The 18090-nt window shown below is 70.5% G+C and carries 17 protein-coding genes; 4 read left to right on the top strand and 13 right to left on the bottom strand.

Annotated features, from left to right (window positions below; translation table 11 throughout):
• Positions 1-73 precede the first annotated feature (73 nt).
• From ACFWEP_RS17630 to ACFWEP_RS17615, 4 genes are all read right to left on the bottom strand, one after another.
• The gene (locus ACFWEP_RS17630; RefSeq protein ID WP_387371195.1) at positions 74-2221 is read right to left on the bottom strand and encodes a LamG domain-containing protein; all 2148 of its coding nucleotides are present in this window, start codon (positions 2219-2221) and stop codon (positions 74-76) included.
• A gap of 172 nt (positions 2222-2393) precedes the next feature.
• Positions 2394-3668: a hypothetical protein gene (locus ACFWEP_RS17625; RefSeq protein WP_387371193.1), complete on the bottom strand. Its 1275-nt coding sequence runs from the start codon at positions 3666-3668 to the stop codon at positions 2394-2396.
• Between the two features lie 459 nt (positions 3669-4127).
• Entirely contained in the window at positions 4128-5132 is a 1005-nt protein-coding gene (locus tag ACFWEP_RS17620) for a hypothetical protein (protein WP_387371191.1), read from the bottom strand.
• Between the two features lie 67 nt (positions 5133-5199).
• Positions 5200-5835 (bottom strand): TetR/AcrR family transcriptional regulator, encoded by a 636-nt coding sequence (locus tag ACFWEP_RS17615; RefSeq protein ID WP_387371189.1) that lies wholly within the window; start codon positions 5833-5835, stop codon positions 5200-5202.
• A 109-nt stretch (positions 5836-5944) separates the two neighbouring features.
• Here ACFWEP_RS17615 and ACFWEP_RS17610 point away from each other — a divergent pair, with 109 nt between their 5' ends.
• A complete protein-coding gene (locus ACFWEP_RS17610) occupies positions 5945-6709 on the top strand; it encodes an SDR family NAD(P)-dependent oxidoreductase (RefSeq protein ID WP_387371187.1) in 765 nt (254 codons plus the stop codon).
• Positions 6710-6781: 72 nt separating this feature from the next.
• On the opposite strand, the gene ACFWEP_RS17605 is transcribed toward ACFWEP_RS17610, so the two are convergent.
• The 3 genes from ACFWEP_RS17605 to ACFWEP_RS17595 form a co-directional block, all read right to left on the bottom strand.
• The gene (locus tag ACFWEP_RS17605; protein WP_387371185.1) at positions 6782-7441 is read right to left on the bottom strand and encodes a DUF5063 domain-containing protein; all 660 of its coding nucleotides are present in this window, start codon (positions 7439-7441) and stop codon (positions 6782-6784) included.
• Positions 7442-7507: 66 nt separating this feature from the next.
• Complete coding sequence (recR, locus tag ACFWEP_RS17600) at positions 7508-8107, bottom strand: recombination mediator RecR (protein ID WP_328720341.1); 600 nt, start codon at positions 8105-8107, stop codon at positions 7508-7510.
• 176 nt (positions 8108-8283) lie between these two features.
• Complete coding sequence (locus ACFWEP_RS17595) at positions 8284-8619, bottom strand: YbaB/EbfC family nucleoid-associated protein (protein WP_387371182.1); 336 nt, start codon at positions 8617-8619, stop codon at positions 8284-8286.
• Between the two features lie 368 nt (positions 8620-8987).
• On the opposite strand from ACFWEP_RS17595, the gene ACFWEP_RS17590 reads away from it, so the two are divergent.
• Complete coding sequence (locus tag ACFWEP_RS17590; RefSeq protein ID WP_387371180.1) at positions 8988-9788, top strand: SLATT domain-containing protein; 801 nt, start codon at positions 8988-8990, stop codon at positions 9786-9788.
• A 123-nt stretch (positions 9789-9911) separates the two neighbouring features.
• Here the strand turns inward: ACFWEP_RS17590 and ACFWEP_RS17585 are convergent, their stop codons facing one another.
• The 3 genes from ACFWEP_RS17585 to ACFWEP_RS17575 all read right to left on the bottom strand — a co-directional run bounded on the left by ACFWEP_RS17585 (position 9912) and on the right by ACFWEP_RS17575 (position 13308).
• A complete protein-coding gene (locus ACFWEP_RS17585) occupies positions 9912-10562 on the bottom strand; it encodes a hypothetical protein (RefSeq protein ID WP_387371178.1) in 651 nt (216 codons plus the stop codon).
• 238 nt (positions 10563-10800) lie between these two features.
• Positions 10801-11490 (bottom strand): GntR family transcriptional regulator, encoded by a 690-nt coding sequence (locus ACFWEP_RS17580; protein WP_387371176.1) that lies wholly within the window; start codon positions 11488-11490, stop codon positions 10801-10803.
• A 435-nt stretch (positions 11491-11925) separates the two neighbouring features.
• Positions 11926-13308, bottom strand: a complete 1383-nt coding sequence (locus ACFWEP_RS17575) for an aspartate aminotransferase family protein (protein ID WP_387371174.1) — start codon at positions 13306-13308, stop codon at positions 11926-11928.
• A gap of 986 nt (positions 13309-14294) precedes the next feature.
• Here ACFWEP_RS17575 and ACFWEP_RS17570 point away from each other — a divergent pair.
• A complete protein-coding gene (locus tag ACFWEP_RS17570) occupies positions 14295-14843 on the top strand; it encodes a hypothetical protein (protein WP_387371172.1) in 549 nt (182 codons plus the stop codon).
• 1242 nt (positions 14844-16085) lie between these two features.
• Here ACFWEP_RS17570 and ACFWEP_RS17565 read toward each other — a convergent pair.
• Together ACFWEP_RS17565 and ACFWEP_RS17560 are read right to left on the bottom strand one after the other, a co-directional pair.
• Complete coding sequence (locus ACFWEP_RS17565) at positions 16086-16439, bottom strand: PRC-barrel domain-containing protein (RefSeq protein WP_387371170.1); 354 nt, start codon at positions 16437-16439, stop codon at positions 16086-16088.
• Positions 16440-16735: 296 nt separating this feature from the next.
• The gene (locus ACFWEP_RS17560; RefSeq protein ID WP_266707077.1) at positions 16736-16897 is read right to left on the bottom strand and encodes a hydrophobic protein; all 162 of its coding nucleotides are present in this window, start codon (positions 16895-16897) and stop codon (positions 16736-16738) included.
• 231 nt (positions 16898-17128) lie between these two features.
• Here ACFWEP_RS17560 and ACFWEP_RS17555 point away from each other — a divergent pair, with 231 nt between their 5' ends.
• Positions 17129-17374, top strand: a complete 246-nt coding sequence (locus tag ACFWEP_RS17555) for a DUF6332 family protein (RefSeq protein ID WP_387371168.1) — start codon at positions 17129-17131, stop codon at positions 17372-17374.
• A gap of 85 nt (positions 17375-17459) precedes the next feature.
• On the opposite strand, the gene ACFWEP_RS17550 is transcribed toward ACFWEP_RS17555, so the two are convergent.
• On the bottom strand, positions 17460-18017 hold the full coding sequence (locus ACFWEP_RS17550; protein WP_387371166.1) for a hypothetical protein: 558 nt from the start codon (positions 18015-18017) through the stop codon (positions 17460-17462).
• Between the last annotated feature and the right edge of the window lie 73 nt (positions 18018-18090).

The raw sequence follows: 18090 nt of genomic DNA, 5'->3' as shown, positions 1-18090 counted from the left end.
GGGCGGTCGCGGCCGGTGCGCCGGTACTTCTCGGGCGGACCGCCCGCGTATCAGCAGGCGGGCCACGGACGGCTCAGGAGCAGGACAGGCAGGGGTCGTAGCCGTTGGCGAGATCCTGGACCGCGGTCGCGGAGAGGGCTCCGGAGAAGGCGCGGACCTCGTCCACGGCTCCTCGGAGGTACGAACCCCAGCCGCCGGCCGCCTGCGGGCCGCGCCCGATCTGGAGACCGCCCGTGCTCGCCGAGGGCGAGCGGAGGGTGGCGGTCACGCCGTCCTGCTTCTGGGCGTCCACGTAGAGCGTGATGCGGTCGGTCCGCGCGTCGTGGACCACGGCCACCCGGTGGGTGCCGGTGGCGGCGGTCTCCTTGATCACCGTCGTGACCTGGGGTGCGGCTCCGGCCTGCGCCACGCTGAGCTCCCAGCGCCCGGCGGCCGGGACGTAGCGCACCTCGAAGGCCGCCGTCCCGCTGTCGCCCTCCTGGGAGAGCAGGGTCATGGGCGCGTCGGTGACCGTCACGTCGTCCGCGAGGCGGACGAACGCGGAGAGCGTGTAGTTGCCGGTGGTGTCGACTGCCGGCAGCGCGGTGTGCGCGTAGTCGTCGATCCCGTCGAGGGTGAGGTGGGCCTGGCCGCGGAGCGGGTAGAGAGGGGGCTCGCAGTCGATCGGGTAGACGTCGCAGATGTCGTCGGGCAGCCGGAAGAGGGAGGCTCCGCCCTCCAGGGTGAGCGGCTCGCCCTCTCCCCTGGTCGGAGTGGTGCCGCCGGTGGCGGTCTCCATGGACCACTGGCCGACGGCCGTGGGCCTGGGGATCTCCACGGCCGCGAGCTGGGTGATCTCGGCGGGGACGACGACCCTGTCGTAGACGCGGAGGTCGCCGATCTCGCCCTGCCAGCGGTCGCGGTAGCCGAGCTTGCCGCGGGCCCGGCCGATCTGGAAGTTCCCCGTCACCTGCGCCGGGGAGGCGGCGACGGGGGCGGCCGTCTCCTTGCCGTCGACGTAGAGGTGCGCGAGCCCTGTCTCGGCGTCGTACAGGCCGAGGACGTAGGACCAGCGGTCGGCGTCCTGCTCACCACCGGTGACGCGTTCGCTTCCCGTGCCGAAGGACCACTGCGCACCTCCGTCGACGGGACGCAGGTCGAGGGTGAACGCGGGGGCTCCGTCGGCGTCCTGGGAGGCGACGGTCATGAAGTGGTCGGTGGCGCCGGGGCGCACCCAGCCGCCCACCACGAAGGTCTTCGTGGTGTCCACGACCGGTGCGCCCGGGGTGAGGAAGCCGTGGCCGGTCCCGTCGAGCCGGACGGTGGAGGCCAGCGCGGTGCCTTCCGGGGCTGCGGCCCCGAACACGGCGCCTGTTCCGGCGCGGGCGGCCGTTCCCGTGAGCGGGGCGGCGGACCTGGTGCCTGCCGGATCGGAGAGCTGCCATTCGGCGACGGGCGCGCTCGCGAAGGACGGGTAGAAAGCGTAGTGCGTCGATTCGCCGCGGTGCCCGGCCTTGTCGAAAGCCTCGACGTCGAGAACGTGGGTGGTCTCCGTGGCGAGGATGCGCACGTCCGCCGTGTGGTCGGGGCCGGTCGCCGCCACATCCACCGAGGGGTGCCCCAGCAGCGTGTAACGGTACGAGACGACGTCGTCGTCCGAAGGGGAAGCGAACCGGAAGGTGCCGTACGTACCGATCCCGGCGCTGCGGTACACGTCCTCGGGGAACTCGGCAGAGGTCACCAGCGGGGCCTGCGGAGCCACTCCGTCGATGACGAACTCGCAGGCGGTTGTGCCCGCGTCGCTCCATTCGGACACGGCGGCGCCGTCGTCGGCCCTCACGTGCCAGGAGATGACGGTGTCGAGGGGCAGTTGGTCGCCGAGGGTGGTGTTCCAGACGCTCCTGGCCCCGGAAGGCAGAGGAGCCGAGGAAGCGTGGTGGAGCCGCTGTTCCACTCCGTCCGCGTCCGTCCACCACGCCTCGAACTCCCCGCCGACGGAGTTGCCCCGGTTGGGTACGTCGTCCTCGGTCGGATCGCTGAGTACGGCGTACAGCGGCGGCGGGCCGGTCACCTCTGGACGGTCGGGCCCGGAGGTGCATGCCTTCGGCCCGGTACTCAGGTCGGCCGCGCCCGGCTTGAGCGGTGGCAGGTTGTCGACCGCCACCGCCGTTCCCGAGGCCGTCAGCGCGAGCACGGCCCCGCAGGCCGCCCCCGCGAGCCACCGCGGACCGCCTCTCCCCACGAGGTGTCTCCGTCTGTTGCTCTCCGGCATGTCCGCCGCCCCTCCCCGATCCTTCACCCGTGATGATCACGAGTCGAGGGAGGCTATCAACGCCCGCTGACGGCCGCTCAGTAATTTCGTTGCATGCCACAGGGGGAACTCTTCGCAGGTCAGAGGCAGATCGGCGATCTCCTCACTTCCGGCGCGGCACCGGCACCGTCGCCGGACGGCCCGTCGCAGCGCGGAGTTCCGCGACCCGGGCTGCGACGTCCGGCTGTTGCCGGGGTCGCGCGAGGAAGGTGTCGGGGACGTCGCCGGTGGCACCGCTCGCCTCGTCGCGGTCGATGTCGGCGCGGCAGTCCGCACAGATTCCGTCGATCAGGGTGGTGGTGGTCTCGTCCTCGTCGCAGAAGAGGCACATCATGACGGCCCCGGAGATCTCCTCGTGCGCGGGGTGCGACACGTGCGGGCCGGGCTGCTGGGTGGGCGGCATCTTGTTCTCCAGTCGTTTACGCAGGAAGGCGACGGCGGAGTGCACCGACGCCGGGAGCCCCGCCGCGAGGGCGTGGGCGATCCGGTCGGGCCCCACGCCCCGGTCCAGCCACTCGCCGACCAAGGGCTCCAATTCGACGCATTCGTCACCGGAGAGCTGGAGCCGGGGGTCGCGGGCGCCCAGCGCGGCGAGTACGTCGTACGCCGGGGAACGCGGCGCCCTCGCTCCGGCCTCCAGAGCCAGGGCGGCGGCGGAGCCGGGCGGCGGGGCGTCCATGCGGCCCGCCATCAGGTCGCCGAGGGAGGCGAACACCGAGGCTGTCTGGCGGGGGAGTTCGGAAGCAGTGGGTTCAGCAGTGGAGGGCTCGGCAGCGGGGACATCGGCGTCCAGCGGCTCCGCACCGGCGGGCCGCCCGGTCGGCCCCTCGGCGTCCGCCAGTCGCACCGTGTGCCAGGGCGCCGCACCCGGCACTCGCGCGCCCCGGGCCTCCGCGTGCGGGGCGTCCGCATCCGGAACTCCCGCGTCCGGAAACGCAGTCGGGACCACCTTCGGGGCGGCCGGCTGGCCGGTCACGTCGATGCCCCGGACGAACCGTACGAGCTCCGCCCACCAGGCCGCGTTCCGCGCGGTGCGGGAGAAGTAGGTCCGGGTCACCCAGTGCCTGGTGCCGTTGGCGCCGGTCAAGTGGACCTTGATGCGGCGGAGATGGCCTTCGCGGGTCAACCGGTCGAGGGCGCTGCGGCAGGCCTGCTGGCCGTAGTCGGGGAGCTCCTCGGCGAGGGTCTTGTAGCCGATCGCGGCGCCTTCGGGCAGTCGGTCGATGTACGCACCGATGGCCGCTTCCCTCGGCGCCAGGTGCCGGAAGTCGCGGGCGTGCCGGGGCGCTTGGTCGGGGGCGTGGCGCTTGCCGTACCCGGCTTTCGCCATGGGATGGGCGGGTGCGCGCAGGGCGGCACTAATGTTGGCGTTAGCCATGAGGGATCGACTCCTAGCCGTGCGATCTCGCTTCGGTCAGACCCCGGTCGGTGTTGCCACACCGCCGGGGTCGTCCTTTTTCTGAGGTTTGAGGTTGCTCATCGCGAACGTAGAGCGTCACTACGCTCCGATGCAAGCCGGTCACGGAAAGCCACCCTCAGGTGTCATCCGCGCTCCCGCCCCCTCCGGTTGCACCCCATCCATACTCGGGCGCGCGGGACTTGGCGGGAAGGAAGGAAGAGGGGAGGGAGGGTGGGTGGGATTGAACCTGACCACCCATTCCTACAAGAAGCGGCTCGGAGTTCGAGGCTCAGGGCTCGGAGCCCGGGGCTCGGGGCTCGGGGCTTGAGCTCCGGGCGGACCTGCAGAAACACCGTCAGATCCGGGTGGCAACCAACCGCCCTGGAAATCACTCGTCCGTGGAGCGGTGGGCGGGCCCGCCCACCCTCCGAATGACCGTCAGGACAACACCCAGCGGGGCGGATGCTCCCCATCGGCCGGGCAGACGAAGGCATGCAGGTCCCGGTCGCGGCCGAAGCGGAGCCGGGTGGGCCGGACCACGGCTTCACCGCCCCGGATCGACACCCCGGCCCGGCTCGACGCCCCGGCCCGCCGGAACCGGTCGCGGTCCTCCAACGGCACCCAGCTGCAGGAAGGCCCCTGCGTCTCGTAGCCCTCGGCGGTCAACAGCAGGCGCATCGGGGCCCCGCACGAGGGGCACTCGATGACCATCGGCCCCGTCGATGCCCAGCTGGGAAAGCCACCGACCCTCCAGCCGGGCGGTATCGAGAGGTCGCACTGGTAGCTGAGCGCGTCTGGCCCGTGTTCCCTCTCCTGGGCCTCGTCCCAGGCGTCGATGCGCGCGATCAACTCGGCGGGCAGCGAGCCCTCTTCCGCCCAGGGGTAGGTGTCCACCTCTTCCGGGTGCAGGACACACGGCTCGGGGAGTTCGTCCTCCCACCGGAGCAGAACCGCTTCGGGCGGCGCGGCGAGAAGCCGCTCCTCCCGCTCGGCGCCCTCGGCCCGTCGCCAGTGCAGGCGGTAACGGCGTTCGTGGTGCTGCCCGTGGGCGAGGGGGCAACGGAAGAGCTGCACCAGGTCGGCGCCGCCGGGCCCTGCCGCCAACCCCGGGACGTCGCGGCGGATAAGCTGGGCGAGCCCGACGAAGGGGACGGGCCCGTCCGCGTCGACGCGGGGCCACCGCCGCTCGGGCGGGTGACCTCCCGCCGCCCGTGCGGCGCGGATCTCGTCGGGTGCGTACCCCTCGGCCTCCGGCAGATGCGGCTCGTGGCAGACCGGCCACGCTTCACCCTCCGACCACAGCATCGGCCCGCCGACATGGCTGTCCCGCACACCGGGCCGCCCGGGCCTGGGGTGCAGACGCGTCGTCCGGCCCCGCCACGCGGCCAGCTCGGGAAACACCGCCTCCACGGACACCGGCCTGTCCGGCGTGGTCCTCGTCATGGGCCGACCGTACGGGCCGGGCCCCCTCACCGCGCCCGTATTCCGACGCCCCCCGGAGCCCGGGGCCTCAGCCCTGCCGCAGGGCCTCCGCCGCGATCCGCAACGCCTCGCGCGCGACCTCGTCCAGGGCTCGGTCCGAGCGCTGCGGATTCCACGCGTAGTCCTCGGCGGCGACCCGCAGCGCGACGTTGATCATCGCGGCGGCGACCCGGGGCGCGAGTGCGTCCGGGGACTCCCCGGTGCGCTGGGCGATGGCTTCGGCGAGGACCGACTCGGCTTCCAGATGGGTCTGGAGCCACACGGCCCGGAGCCCCGGTTCGGTGCGGGTGAGCCGTACCAGGCTGAGCACGTCCGCCGATCCGGCGGTCGGGCGCATGGTGTCGGGCCGCATGGCCTCCAGCGCGTCGATGAGCGGTTCGTGTCCGGAGCCGTCGCGGAGGGCCTCGGCGAGCGAGTCGACGCCGACCGCGAGCAGCGGCTGTACACACGCCTCCTTGGTCGGGAAGTACCGCCAGAGCGTGCGGGTCGAGACACCGGCCTCCGCCGCGATCTCGTCGGCGGAGGTGGCCGCGACGCCCTTCTCCGCGAAGAGCCTCACCGCGACTTCCGCGATCTCCAGCCGGGTGGCCGCCTTTCGGCGCTCGGTCAGGGGCGGGCGGCCCGAGCGGGCGGACCGCGCTGCAGAGGTCGGAGCGTCTCCCATGGGGTCCACCTTAACGATCTCCGCACTGTGGCGCGGAGCGACTTTCTGGCACTGTGCGCCAAAAAACCGTACAGTTCGAGAGGGAACATCAAGGCAAGGGAGCACCACCGTGAGCACCACCGACTTCCAGGACCGCAGCGTCGTCGTCACCGGCGCGGGCAGCGGCATCGGCCGGGCCACCGCCCTCCGGTTCGCCGCTCAGGGCGCGAAGGTCCTCGTCGCCGACCTGGACAAGGAGCGGGCCGAGCAGACGCTCGCCGACATCGCGGCGGCCGGCGGCACGGCTGTCGCGGTGGTGGGCGACCTGAGCGGGCAGACCGTGGTGGACGAGGTCGTGCGCACCGCCGTGGAGACCTTCGGCGGCTTGGACGTGCTCGTCAACAACGCCGGGATCATGGACTCCATGTCGGCGGCGGCGGACGTCACCGACTCCGAGTGGGAGCGGGTCATCCGCATCAATCTCACCGCGCCGTTCCTGCTGACCCGGGCCGCGCTCCCGCACATGCTGGCGGCCGGAAAGGGCGCGATCGTGAACACCGCCTCGGAGGCGAGCCTGCGCGGCTCGGCCGCGGGCGCCGCGTACACCGCGTCGAAGCACGGCATCGCGGGCCTCACCAAGTCGACCGCCGTCATGTACCGCGGCCAGGGCGTCCGCACCAACGCCATCGCCCCGGGCGGCACCATCACGAACATCCAGGTGAACGCCGACCGCGACGCGCTCGGCCCGGCCGTCCTCGGCTCCTACATGGGCAACGTCGGCAAGCCGGCCACCGCCGAGGAGCAGGCCGCAGCGATCGTCTTCCTCGCCTCGGACGCGGCCAGCAACATCAACGGCGTGATCCTCGCCGTGGACAACGGCTGGTCGGCGGTCTGATCCGCCTGCCACCCGGCCCGGGCCAAAGGGGCTGGTGCGCGCTCCGCGTCCCAGCCCCTCCGGCAGCGGCAGCTACTTGACCGGTCGCAGCCCCAGCGGACCCGCGATCTCCTGGACCATCACCAGACCCGCGGCCTCGGCGAGGTCGTCGTCGCCCGGGTCCTGGTCGGTGTCCAGCCCGTCCAGCTCCGCCAGCGGCTGGTTGAGACGGATGTGCGCGACCAGCGACTGGAGCGCCCGCAGGGTCGCGGAGGCCGTCGAGCCCCAGTTGGAGAAGTACGAGAACTGCCACCACCACAGCGCCTCGGCCGTGCGATCCGCCTCGTAGTGGGCGAGACCGTGGCCGAGGTCGGTGACCAGGTCGGCCAGGTCGTCGGAGATCCGGTGCGGCACGGGTGCCTTGCGGGGCTCGTACGGGTCGAAGACCTCGGAGTAGACGTCGATGGGCTCCAGCAGCGCGGCGAAACGCTCCCTCAGCCCGTCCGCGTCGGGCTCGGCGCCCAGGTCGGGCTCGTACCGCTCGTCGGGGAGGATGTCCTCGTACGCGCCGAGCCGGCCGCCCGCGAGCAGCAGTTGCGACACCTGGAGGAGGAGTACCGGAACGGCCTCCTCCGGCTCTTGGACCTTGGACACCTCGGTGACCGCGACGATGAACGTCTTGATCTGGTCCGCGATCTGGACGGCGAAGTCGTCCGGGTCCTGCGTGACGGAGTTCAGCGTGGCGTCAGACATCGAGGGAACCTCCCGTGGGCACCTGCACGAACGGCGGCTGGCTGGAACCTCTGCAACGTACCCGCGTCAGACATCGAGAAGCCGTCTCCCCTCGAAGGCGCGGCCCAGGGTCACTTCGTCCGCGTACTCCAGGTCGCCGCCCACCGGCAGACCACTGGCGAGACGGGTGACCCGGAGCCCCATGGGCTTGATCATCCGCGCCAGGTACGTCGCGGTGGCCTCGCCCTCGAGGTTCGGGTCGGTCGCCAGGATCAGCTCCGTGATGGAACCGTCGGCGAGCCGCGCCAGCAACTCGCGGATACGCAGATCGTCGGGGCCGACACCCTCGATGGGGCTGATCGCCCCGCCGAGCACGTGGTAGCGCCCCCGGAACTCACGGGTCCGCTCGATCGCGACGACGTCCTTCGGCTCCTCGACCACGCAAATGACCGTCAGGTCGCGGCGGGTGTCGCGACAGATGTTGCACTGCTCCTGCTGCGCGACATTGCCGCAGATCGAGCAGAAGCGGACCTTGTCCTTGACCTCCAGGAGGGCATGGGCGAGGCGCCGCACATCGGTCGGCTCCGCCTGCAGAACGTGGAAGGCGATCCGCTGCGCGCTCTTGGGACCGACGCCTGGGAGCCTGCCCAGTTCGTCGATGAGGTCCTGAACAACGCCTTCGTACAACGGAACGCCTCTCCTTCACATCCTGCTCGTACCGTAGTGGGTACGCGCGGGTACCAATAGGGGTGCCGGGACGGCTCAGCGCGGGAGTCGTCCCGGATGGACCGCGGGCCGGATCGACCCGCCCGTGCTCCAGATCGACCCACTCGTGCGCCGATTCGACCCACTCGTGCGCCGGATCAGAACGGAAGCCCGGGCATGCCGCCCAGGCCCTGCGCCAGCGGGCCGAGCTTCTGCTGCTGGAGCGCGGTGGCGTTCTCGTTGGCCGCCTGGACCGCCGCGACGACGAGATCGGCCAGGGTCTCGGTGTCCTCGGGGTCCACCGCCTTGGGATCGATCACGAGGGCGCGCAACTCGCCGGAGCCGTTCACCGTGGCCTTCACCAGACCACCGCCCGCCTGGCCCTCCACCTCGGTCCGCGCCAGCTCCTCCTGGGCCACCGCGAGATCCTGCTGCATCTTCTGGGCCTGCTGGAGCAGCTGCTGCATATTGGGCTGACCACCACCGGGAATCATGGTCACTCCTGGGCTTTTCGAGGGCGGATGTTTGGTTAAAACGAGCCTACGTGCTCGTCGGGTGCCCCGCTCCACCCATCGGACGCAACTCTTTCGAGTGAGATTTGCGGCGCTGAGAAAACGCCCTATACCTGACCAGAGGCCGACAGCACGCTGTAATACCGCGTTTTCGCTCCCACGGCCCACCATTCGGCGGTAGGAAGGGCATGCGTACCGCCACACACAATCGCACCGCCGGTTACGCAGAGTCAGCGCGACCGGTCGTCGGAGCCGGCGCAGCGAGCCGGCCGGCGGAGTCGATGGAAGTCAGTGGAGATACCCGAGACAGACCCTCCGTAGTTCCACGCAGAGTGCAGAGGAGTGCCCCGGTGAGCCAGCCGGAGATGCCGCCCGAGGGGCCGCCCCGTAAGGAATCCGCTGCGGGGTCGTCCGGTGACAGCACCGGAATTACGCATTCCGCCCCGGAATCCGGCAGCCCCGCGCGACCGGGACGCGATCTCGCCGCGCGTCCCTTTCCGCTCGGCGACTGGGGCGAGCCCGCCGAACGCCTCGACGAGCTGTACCGGTGGGTCGAGACAGGGGCACTGGAGACGGCCGCCTGGTACCTGAAGGACCGCACCTGGAAGCGGCGCGGCGCACGCGGACTGCGCGTCGGCACCTCGGTCGGCGTCGTCGCGGGCGCGACGCTGCCGCTGCTCGACCTGACCGGGGCGCTGAACGGCTCGGCGGGGTACGGCTACTTCTCACTGCTGCTCGGTGCCGCCTGCATGGCCTGCGACCGGTATTTCGGCCTGACCTCCGGCTGGATAAGGGATCTGGCCACCGCGCAAGCCGTACAGCGCAGGCTCCAGGTGCTCCAGTTCGACTGGGCCTCGGAATCCGTACGCGAGGTACTGGGCCCGACCGAGGGCACCGCGAGCGAGGCGGCCGAGCGCTGCCTCGGGGTGCTGCGCCGGTTCTCCGAGGACATCACGGAACTCGTACGGTCCGAGACCGCGGACTGGATGGTGGAGTTCCGCGCCGGGCCCGCCCCCATGGGGATGCAGTCGCTGACGACGGGAGCCGGCATCGGCCGGGGCGAGCAGACCGGGCCGCCGGGCCGCTTCTCGATCCCCTCGGTGACCCGGCCGAACATGCCCCGGCAACGACCGCCGGAGCCGCCCCGGTGAGGTCGCCGCAGTCATTGCGGTCACCGTGGCCGTTGCTGGTCCGCGCTGTTGGTGCAGTCGGTGCCGTTGGTGCCGTTGGTGCTGTTGGTTCAGTCGGTGTTGTTGGCGCAGTCGTCGTAGTCGTCAGCTGAAGATGATCATCGAGCCCTGCGCGAGGCTGCGGGTCGCCGCCGCGTGCAGGCCCAGCCAGACGTGCCGCTCCCGGGCGAACGGGCTCTCGTCGTACGCGATCGGCTCGGCCGGCTCCTCCAGCTCGGTGGGCCGGGTGGGCGGCGCGGGCGGAGCCGGCGGGTTCCCGGGGTCGATGCCGAGGGACGGGGCGACGAACTCCAGTTCGCGCAGCAGGCCGTGCGAGGAGCCGAGCGGGCCGCCGCCCTCCAACAGAACGTCGTTGGAGAGGGGAGTCGGGAAGTCCACCGGGACGTACGCCCCCGCATGGTCGAAGTGCCAGACCAGGTGCGACTGCTGAGCGCTCTGCTCGAACATCTCCAGGAGCTGCTCGTAGTCCCCGCCCAGCGCGTCGACGGGAGTGACCGCCAGGCCGCTGAGCTGGAGCAGATAAGCCCGGCGCAGAAAATGCAGCGCCTCGTAGTCGAAGCCCGCGACCGGGGCCACGTCCCCGGTGAGGCCGGGCATGTACGCGTACACGGGGACGGGCGGGAGACCGGCCTCCCCCAGCGCGCTGTCGAAGACGGCGATCTCTTCGGCGAAGGGGTTGTCGGGGCTGTGGCACAGCACATCGACGAGGGGGACGAGCCACAGGTCACAGGCCACGAAGTCTCGCTCTCACACGGGGTTGGGCGCTCGTCGGGACAGCGTAATGCGGCAGGTGGGCCGCGCACAGGGTCTCTGCGGTCACGGGATCGGGACGGATCCGGACACCACACAGAGGCACTGTCTCAGAGGCCGCAGAAGCCGCAGAAGCCGCAGAGGCCTCCAGGAGTACAGGTGCCCCGCCGCGTCCGGGGTCGGAGCTGAAGCTGGAGCCAGGTGGGGCGGGAGCCGGGATGCCTCAGCGACCGTCCGTCACGCTCAGCTCGGTGATCAGGAGCCGGTCCGCCCATTCCTGTTCCCGGGCGTAGTACGCGCGCAGGATCGCCAGCACCGCCGCCCGGTCCCCGGCGGTGACGGCTTCGGCGAGCGCCTCGTGATCGAGCCAGAGGAGGCGGTCCCGTTCCACACTCGTCCGCAGCCGGTGCACCAGAAAGACCCAGCCCTGGACGCGGAGGGTCGCGAGGAAGTCGCTGATGTTCGGGTTGCCGACGAACGCGCTCAATTCCCGCCAGAACCGCAGGTCGTAGCCGATCAGCACGTCGAGGTCGCCGCCCCTCGCGGCACGTGCGGCCTCGGAGGCGCGGCGCCGGAGAGAGGTCATCGCCTCGCCTCGGACCGTGATCGGATGACAGCCGCTGAAAATACCCTCCACGATGACGGAACGGGCCTGCACGATGGAACGGTAATCCCCGACGCTGAACGCGCGTACCTGGAATCCACGGTGTTCGTCGGAGACGAGGAGGCCCTGCGAGGCGAGATCGAAGAGCGCCTCGCGGACGGGCGTCGCGGAGACCCCGTACTGCTCGGCGATCTGCTTGACGGTGAACTCCTTGCCCGACGGCAGACGCCCCGCGAGCACTTCGTCACGCAGTGCACCGGAGATCTGGCGGCGCAGCGTGTTGCGGGTCACACCTCCGCTCGGGCTCATCCCGTTCCCTCCCCATTTTTCTGTTCGGGACACCTTAAGGCAGGCCCACCCTGCCCGGATCCGGGCAGGGTGGGCGGAGTGGGCGATACGGGGACAGCCTCGGGAGCGCGTCGCCTTTGGCAGTAGATTCTCCCGTACACCGCACCAAGATCGGGCATTTCTCCCGTGGACGGCTCGGTCGACGCCGGTGCCGGATCGGTTGGCGCCGGCGTCGGCGTCAGTGCCGGGTCGGTCGGCGTCGGCGTCAGTGCCGGATCGGCCGGCGTCGGCGTCAGTGCCGGATCGGCCGGCGTCGGCGTCGGCGTTGGGGTCAGTGCCGACTCGTTCCGCTCCGGCGCCGGCCCCTTCCGCCCCGGCGCCGACCTTTTGCCACGGGTGCCGGCTCGGAACCTTGCCGTCGGAGCCCGGAGTCGGCGGCCTCCGGGCTTGTCCCGGTCAGACCGTGTAGCCGTCCGCTACCGTCAGTGCTTCATCCAGCGCGGCGAGACCCTCCCGCGCTTCGGCGTCGCTGACGTTGCAGGGCGGCACGACGTGGGTGCGGTTCATGTTGATGAAGGGCCACAGCCCCCGCGCCTTCGCCGCCGCCCCGAAAGCGGCCATGGGCGCTGCGGCCTCCCCCGTCGCGTTGTACGGGACGAGCGGCTCGCGCGTCTCCCGGTTCCGTACCAGTTCCAGGGCCCAGAACGCACCGACGCCCCGCACCTCGCCGACCGAGGGGTGGCGCTCGGCCAGCTCGCGCAGCCCCGGTCCGAGCACCTTCTCGCCGAGGCGCGCGGCACTCTCCACCACCTTCTCCTCCTCCATCACCCGGATCGTGGCGACAGCGGCGGCACAGGCCAACGGGTGGCCGGAGTAGGTGAGCCCGCCGGGGTAGGGGCGGGTTTCGAAGATGGCCGCGATCTCGGCGTTGATCGCCACCCCGCCGAGTGGCACATAACCGGAGTTGACGCCCTTGGCGAAGGTCATCAGGTCGGGCACCACCCCGTAGTGGTCGGCCGCGAACCACTCGCCGGTACGTCCGAAGCCGGCCATCACCTCGTCCAGCACGAAGACGATGCCGTACCGGTCGCAGATCTCGCGCACGCCCGGGAGGTAGCCGGGCGGCGGGGTCATGATGCCCGCCGTGCCGGGGATGGTCTCCAGCACGATCGCCGCGATCGTGCCGGGGCCCTCGAAGGCGATGGTGTCTTCCAGGTGCTGAAGGGCACGGGCGCACTCCTCCACCTCGGTCGTCGCGTGGAACGACGAGCGGTAGAGGAAGGGCGCCCAGAACCGCACCACCCCCGCCGAACCATTGTCGGACGCCCAACGGCGCGGGTCCCCGGTGAGGTTGATCGCGGCCGAGGTGGCCCCGTGGTACGAGCGGTACGCGGAAAGCACCTTGGTACGGCCGGTGTGCACCCGCGCCATCCGCACCGCGTTCTCGACTGCCTCGGCTCCACCGTTGGTGAAGAAGATCTTGTCCAGGTCGCCCGGGGTGTGCCCCGCGATCAGCCGCGCCGCCTCGGATCGTGCCTCGATCGCGAACGCGGGCGCGAAAGTGGCGAGTTTGCCCGCCTGCTCCTGGATCGCGGCCACCACGACCGGGTGCTGGTGGCCGATGTTGGTGAAGACGAGCCCACTCGTGAAGTCGAGGAAGCGGTTCCCGTCGTAGTCCCAGAAGTAGGCTCCCTCCGCCCCCGCCACGGCGAGCGGATCGAGCAGACCCTGAGCGGACCAGGAGTGGAAGACGTGCGCCCGGTCGGCGGCCTTCACCGCCGCACCGGCAGCCTGGTCGACGAACGGGACTCGGGGGCCACGAAGGGCTTCAGCGGTCATGCCGGTGAGCGTAGGGGGTGCGAGGTGCGGCACTCCATGACCAGATGCACGAAGTTGGTGGTACGGGTCGGCGGACCGCAGGGGCATCCCGCCGGGGCGCACGGTGGGGCGCGCGGGTACGGGTAGTGCCGCGTCGGCCAAGGTTTGCCCGTCGAGGAGCGGCGTCAGGTGCGTGTTCCCGGCGTGCCGGGCCGGAAGCCCCCGTACTGGACGTACTCGGGCTTTCGGCCGGTGCGGCGAGAGTGCGTACCGGGGCGTCGCGACGGGGCAAAACGTTGCCTGACGCGGCAGTAGCTCCCGTGCCGAGCCCCGCGCACGTGGGGAGCACCGGATGTGCTGCTCGAAGCGGCGGGACCAGGTAGGACCATCCCCGCACACGCGGGGGCACCAGTCGTCCCCCGCCCCCGCTCTGGGCGGCATGGGGCCATCCCCGCACGCGGGGAGCACAGGGGCCAGGTGCTGACGTCAGGCTCCGTGGCGGGACCATCCCCGCGCGAGCGGGAAGCACATGCGCCGGCCCAGGGTCGCCCACTCAAAACCCGGACCATCCCCGCGCGAGCGGGAAGCACTCTTCCTGGCCTGCGGGTTCATCCGGGGCCAGTCGGGTTCCGGGCCGGCCTCACCGGCTCAGACTCGGCAGCCGCACACCCCCACACCCGTCAACATCGCTCACATCCCGGCCAGTTCATCACACCCTGCACGGCCGAGCCGGCCAAACCTCCACCCCGCTGCCATCGGTTGTGCCTGCCGGGCCCCGCACCGGTAGGAACCGGGCAACCGTCCTACGGCGTCCCTCAGTCGGCTGCTGCCGCCGCCGCATCCGCCGTACCGCCGCTCGACCTGCTGTCGTACCGGTAGTCGCCCAGGGAGGCCGTCACCTCGTGCAAGCCCTCGCATGGACGCTGGTGGGTGTCGCCTATGCCGTCCTCCCTCTCGTCGTGTGGTGGCGCATTGCGCGAACCCCTCTCGTGAGGACAGCCGTTACCGTGGCGCTGGCAGCCGTCGGCGGGCTGCTCGTGGCCGTCCAGCACCTCTGGTTGACGGAGCCACCGAGGCCCGACGCCCACCTCGTCTTCGCGGCCGTCGCGCCGCTGATCGTCGCGGCCGGCGCGATCTGGGAACGCTCGCAGGAGGGGCCGGCGCCCGATCAGGACACGTGGGCGGCCCGCCGCAGCGGGGCGATCGGCGTCCTGGGCACACAGTTCGCGCTCACCTTGGTCGCCTCCCTGCTCTACGCCCTCGTGCTGACCGGGGCATCGACTCCCGCCGCATCCGCCGTACCGGCCCTGCCCGCGGGGCTGACCGTGGAGTCACAGAGCGAGGGGTGCGGCTCCGGCAACTGCTACCGCCTGCTGACGATCGGCAGCGAGAACGGTCTCTCGTACCAGGAAATCATCCGCCGTCTCGGCATCACTCACGAGAAGTGCCGCCCCAACGGCTGGCTGCTCGACCGGCGGGACCTGTGCGTCGGCCTGCAAACGGACCGCACCGACCGGGTCGTGCTGTACGTGACGCTCAGCGATCTGATCGACTGACCCGCGCTGACCCCCGCAGGCGTCCCAGGACTCGCGGAAGGTCCGGCCGCCACCCGCAACGGCAACTGCGAAGGCGTCGGCATCAGTCCCAGCCTTTGCCTTGGCTTTCGCCTTCGCCCTGGCCCCGAGGACAGCGAGGCTCGCGCGGCCCGCGTCACTCGTTCGTGCAATGTGGGCCTGGGGTTCCTCAACCTTTCCGACTGGGCGGTGCTCTGTAAAGGAGTGACGGACCAGGCACGTCGACTCCCCTCCGCAGGGGCGGTCGACGGGAAGGAAAGGCACCACGATGAAGAGTTCGCGCGCACCGATGTCCGGCTCGTCGGCACTCGTCCGGGCCGCCGCCCTCACCCTGCTCGGCCTGTTCGCCGCGCGGATGTCGTACGGCGCGATGGCCAGGGCGTCCGGCCGTGGCAAACCGGGCATCGGATCGGGCGGACGCCCTGGCGAGATCGCGCGGAATCATCTCGCCCCAGGCACACGAGAAGAACCAACAGCCGTCTTCGCGGGCATCGGAACGCACCTTGGCCTCTGCCCTGCGAGCAGGTTCCGGACCTGGGACGCGTTCCCTGCAGGAGGGAGTGGCCGGACTCCGCACCATGGAGAAATTCACCCCGGGCGGTGGCTGCACCCTGTCCCCGCCGTACCCCAACCACTCGAATCACAGGCACCCACGGCGGGATTACTCACCGCCGGCCCTCCCCTGGAGCAGTCGGCCACCCGAAGGGTTGTCCCGCAATTCCTGGCGGGTGCGCGACGACAGCCACGGCACCTCGCCGCGTTGTCGGAACGTCCCGCTATATCCAGTATGCGGACGCCCCTCCGCCTTGCGATGCACCGCATCCGACGCCGCGCACTGATCCACCACGAATTGCGGGACACCCCTTACCCGTGCTCGAATTCCGCCGCGCCCTGAGGACCGGTCGCCAGCATCCCGCATTCCGAACCGACGACAGGAAGGAAAGCATCACCCGAGAAATCGGCGTGCCCAACGATCGCACCACTCTTGCAGTCGAAGGCACGGTGCCCGGCCCGGACTCGCCGGAGCAGACCCGCAGGCGAACCCAGCAGGCGCACGGAAAGCGGGCCGGACCGGGCAGTGAAATTCTGCCTGATTCGACCCGCTGGGTTCCGGTGACCATGTGCGGCGGTCCCACTTCCGCGACTTTCTTTCGGGAGCGAGCCCCCGCGAAGAAGGAAGGAGTCCGGCGCCGGTGCCGGTTCGCGTTCTGACGCACGGTGGCGTCAGATGCGACGGTGCCGCCCGTAGTGCTCACCCGTGGTCTCGAAGAACTCGGGGTTTCCGAGGTGGGAATCCTTGTCGAACTCCGGAGCGCTCTTGATCTGCTCCTTGTCGAGGTCCACGTAGACCCTCTTCTCCTCCAGATCGACCCGGCGCACCGTACCTGCCGGAAGCAGGACGTGCCTGCCGAAGATCCAGACCCCGGTATCGACCACCAGATAGGAGGAGCCGACCTCGTCGGAGTGCTTGTCGACCTTGCCGATGCTGCCGTCGGTCGCTTCGACCTTGTAGCCGATCAGGTCGGCGCCCGCGGTGTGGCCGGCCGTGGGCTGGTAGCCCCAGATGTTCTCGCTCATCTCTACGGCTTCCTCTCTCGTTGCCGGAAGGTGATTACTTGCTCAGCGGGACGGGACCTTCCGCCCTACGAGCGGCTCCCGTCCTGAACTTCACGTGCCCTGCATCCTGGGGGTCATGCACCCCGCTTTCTTTCTTTTCTCAGCAATCTCATCCGACGCCCGCCCATATCGCCTTACCGGTACGCGTTTTCCCGTTCCACTCGCCCCACGAGACACGGGAACGCGGAAGAGGGCCCGCCCATCGGGAGCGGACCCTCTTCGTTCAGCGAATGCATCATTCCGGCGGTTTGTACGAACTACCACCGGTACCAGCGGTGGCTTCCACCCTTCGGACGGGCCACGAACCCGATCAGCCAGAGAACAAGGACGATCGCTGCGACGATCCACAGCGCCTTGAGCGCGAATCCCGCACCGAAAAGAATGACGGCCAGAAGAAGAACGAGAAGCAGGGGAACCATGATTATCAACCTCCAGAGCTTCTGTTGCCCCTACAACTCCGCCCCACACACGCAAACTCGTCTGTTTCTCGCGGAATTTACGGGGCATCCGTTGACGCCATTGTGGAATCCAGCCCTGACCGGAGCACTCCCCCGCGACCACCGAGCGGGCACCCCACCGCTCCTCAGCCCCGGCCTCAGTCCCAGCCCCACATGCTGGACCTGTGCCGCGCCCGCTGGCACCCTTTGGGCATGGAAACGGGGAGACGCAGCCAGCAGGACAGGGACGAGATCACCGTGGAGATCGGCTACGCGCTGCTCAGCGCGTGCTTCCTCGGATCCGTCATGTTCGCCGCGATCGCCGGCCCCGCAGCCGTCTGGGACCTCTCACCCACCGTCGACAAGGTCATGCTCATCACCGGGGCTTCGGTCGGGGGAGTGCTCGCGGTGCTCCGCGTCGTACACGTGCTGTGGCAGTTCGGCGAACGCCGGTCCTGAAAGGCCGACCCTCACACCTCTCCGCCACCGTCAACAGCCCGAGGGACAGCCCGGGCTCAGCCACCGAGCAGCTCCGCACGCGGAATCAGAGCGCGGAGGATTCGTCCTCCTCGGACTCCTCCTCGCCCGGGGCCCTGGCTTCCAGGACCTCGACCTCACCGACTGCGGCAAGCAGCCAGATCGGGAACTCTGGGTCGGCCTGGCCCACCGTGAGGCCGACCCAGCGGGTGGTGCCGGCGATGCGCCAGACCTGCATGCTGCCGGCCAGGTTGCAGAGCTGTCCCAGGGGTTCGGGAGCCGTGGAAGCCATCTCCGTCTCGTCGTCGCCCGCCAGCCATGGCCACAGGTCGATCGTCTCGGGCTCGCCCCAACGCTCGGTGAGCGCTGTCGCCACGGCACTGAACTCGGCCTCGATCGCCTCCTCGGCCGGTTCCGCCGTCTCCTCGTGCGGCCCGTCCCAGAAGTCTTCGCTCGCCCGCAGGATGAGCAGGTGATGTCCGGGGCCGCTGCTCCGTACCCCGCTGTCCTCCGCCTCGTCGCCCTGCGGGAACGGCAGGCCGAGCACACGGTCGACGAGGGCGACCCGCTCGGCGGTCGTGGTGGGAGTGGGCAGGCTGCCGTTGTCGGATGTCTCGGGTGTCATGCACACGGATCTTGCCAACGTTGCCTCCGGAACGCCGAAGCGGGGGGTGCGGCACGGCCGGTGGCCGGTCGCA

The sequence above is a fragment of the Streptomyces sp. NPDC060198 genome (genome assembly GCF_042728415.1).
GTDB lineage: Bacteria > Actinomycetota > Actinomycetes > Streptomycetales > Streptomycetaceae > Streptomyces.
The sequence above is the reverse complement of the archived record's forward strand: the minus strand, read 5'-3'. Positions and strand labels throughout refer to the sequence as shown.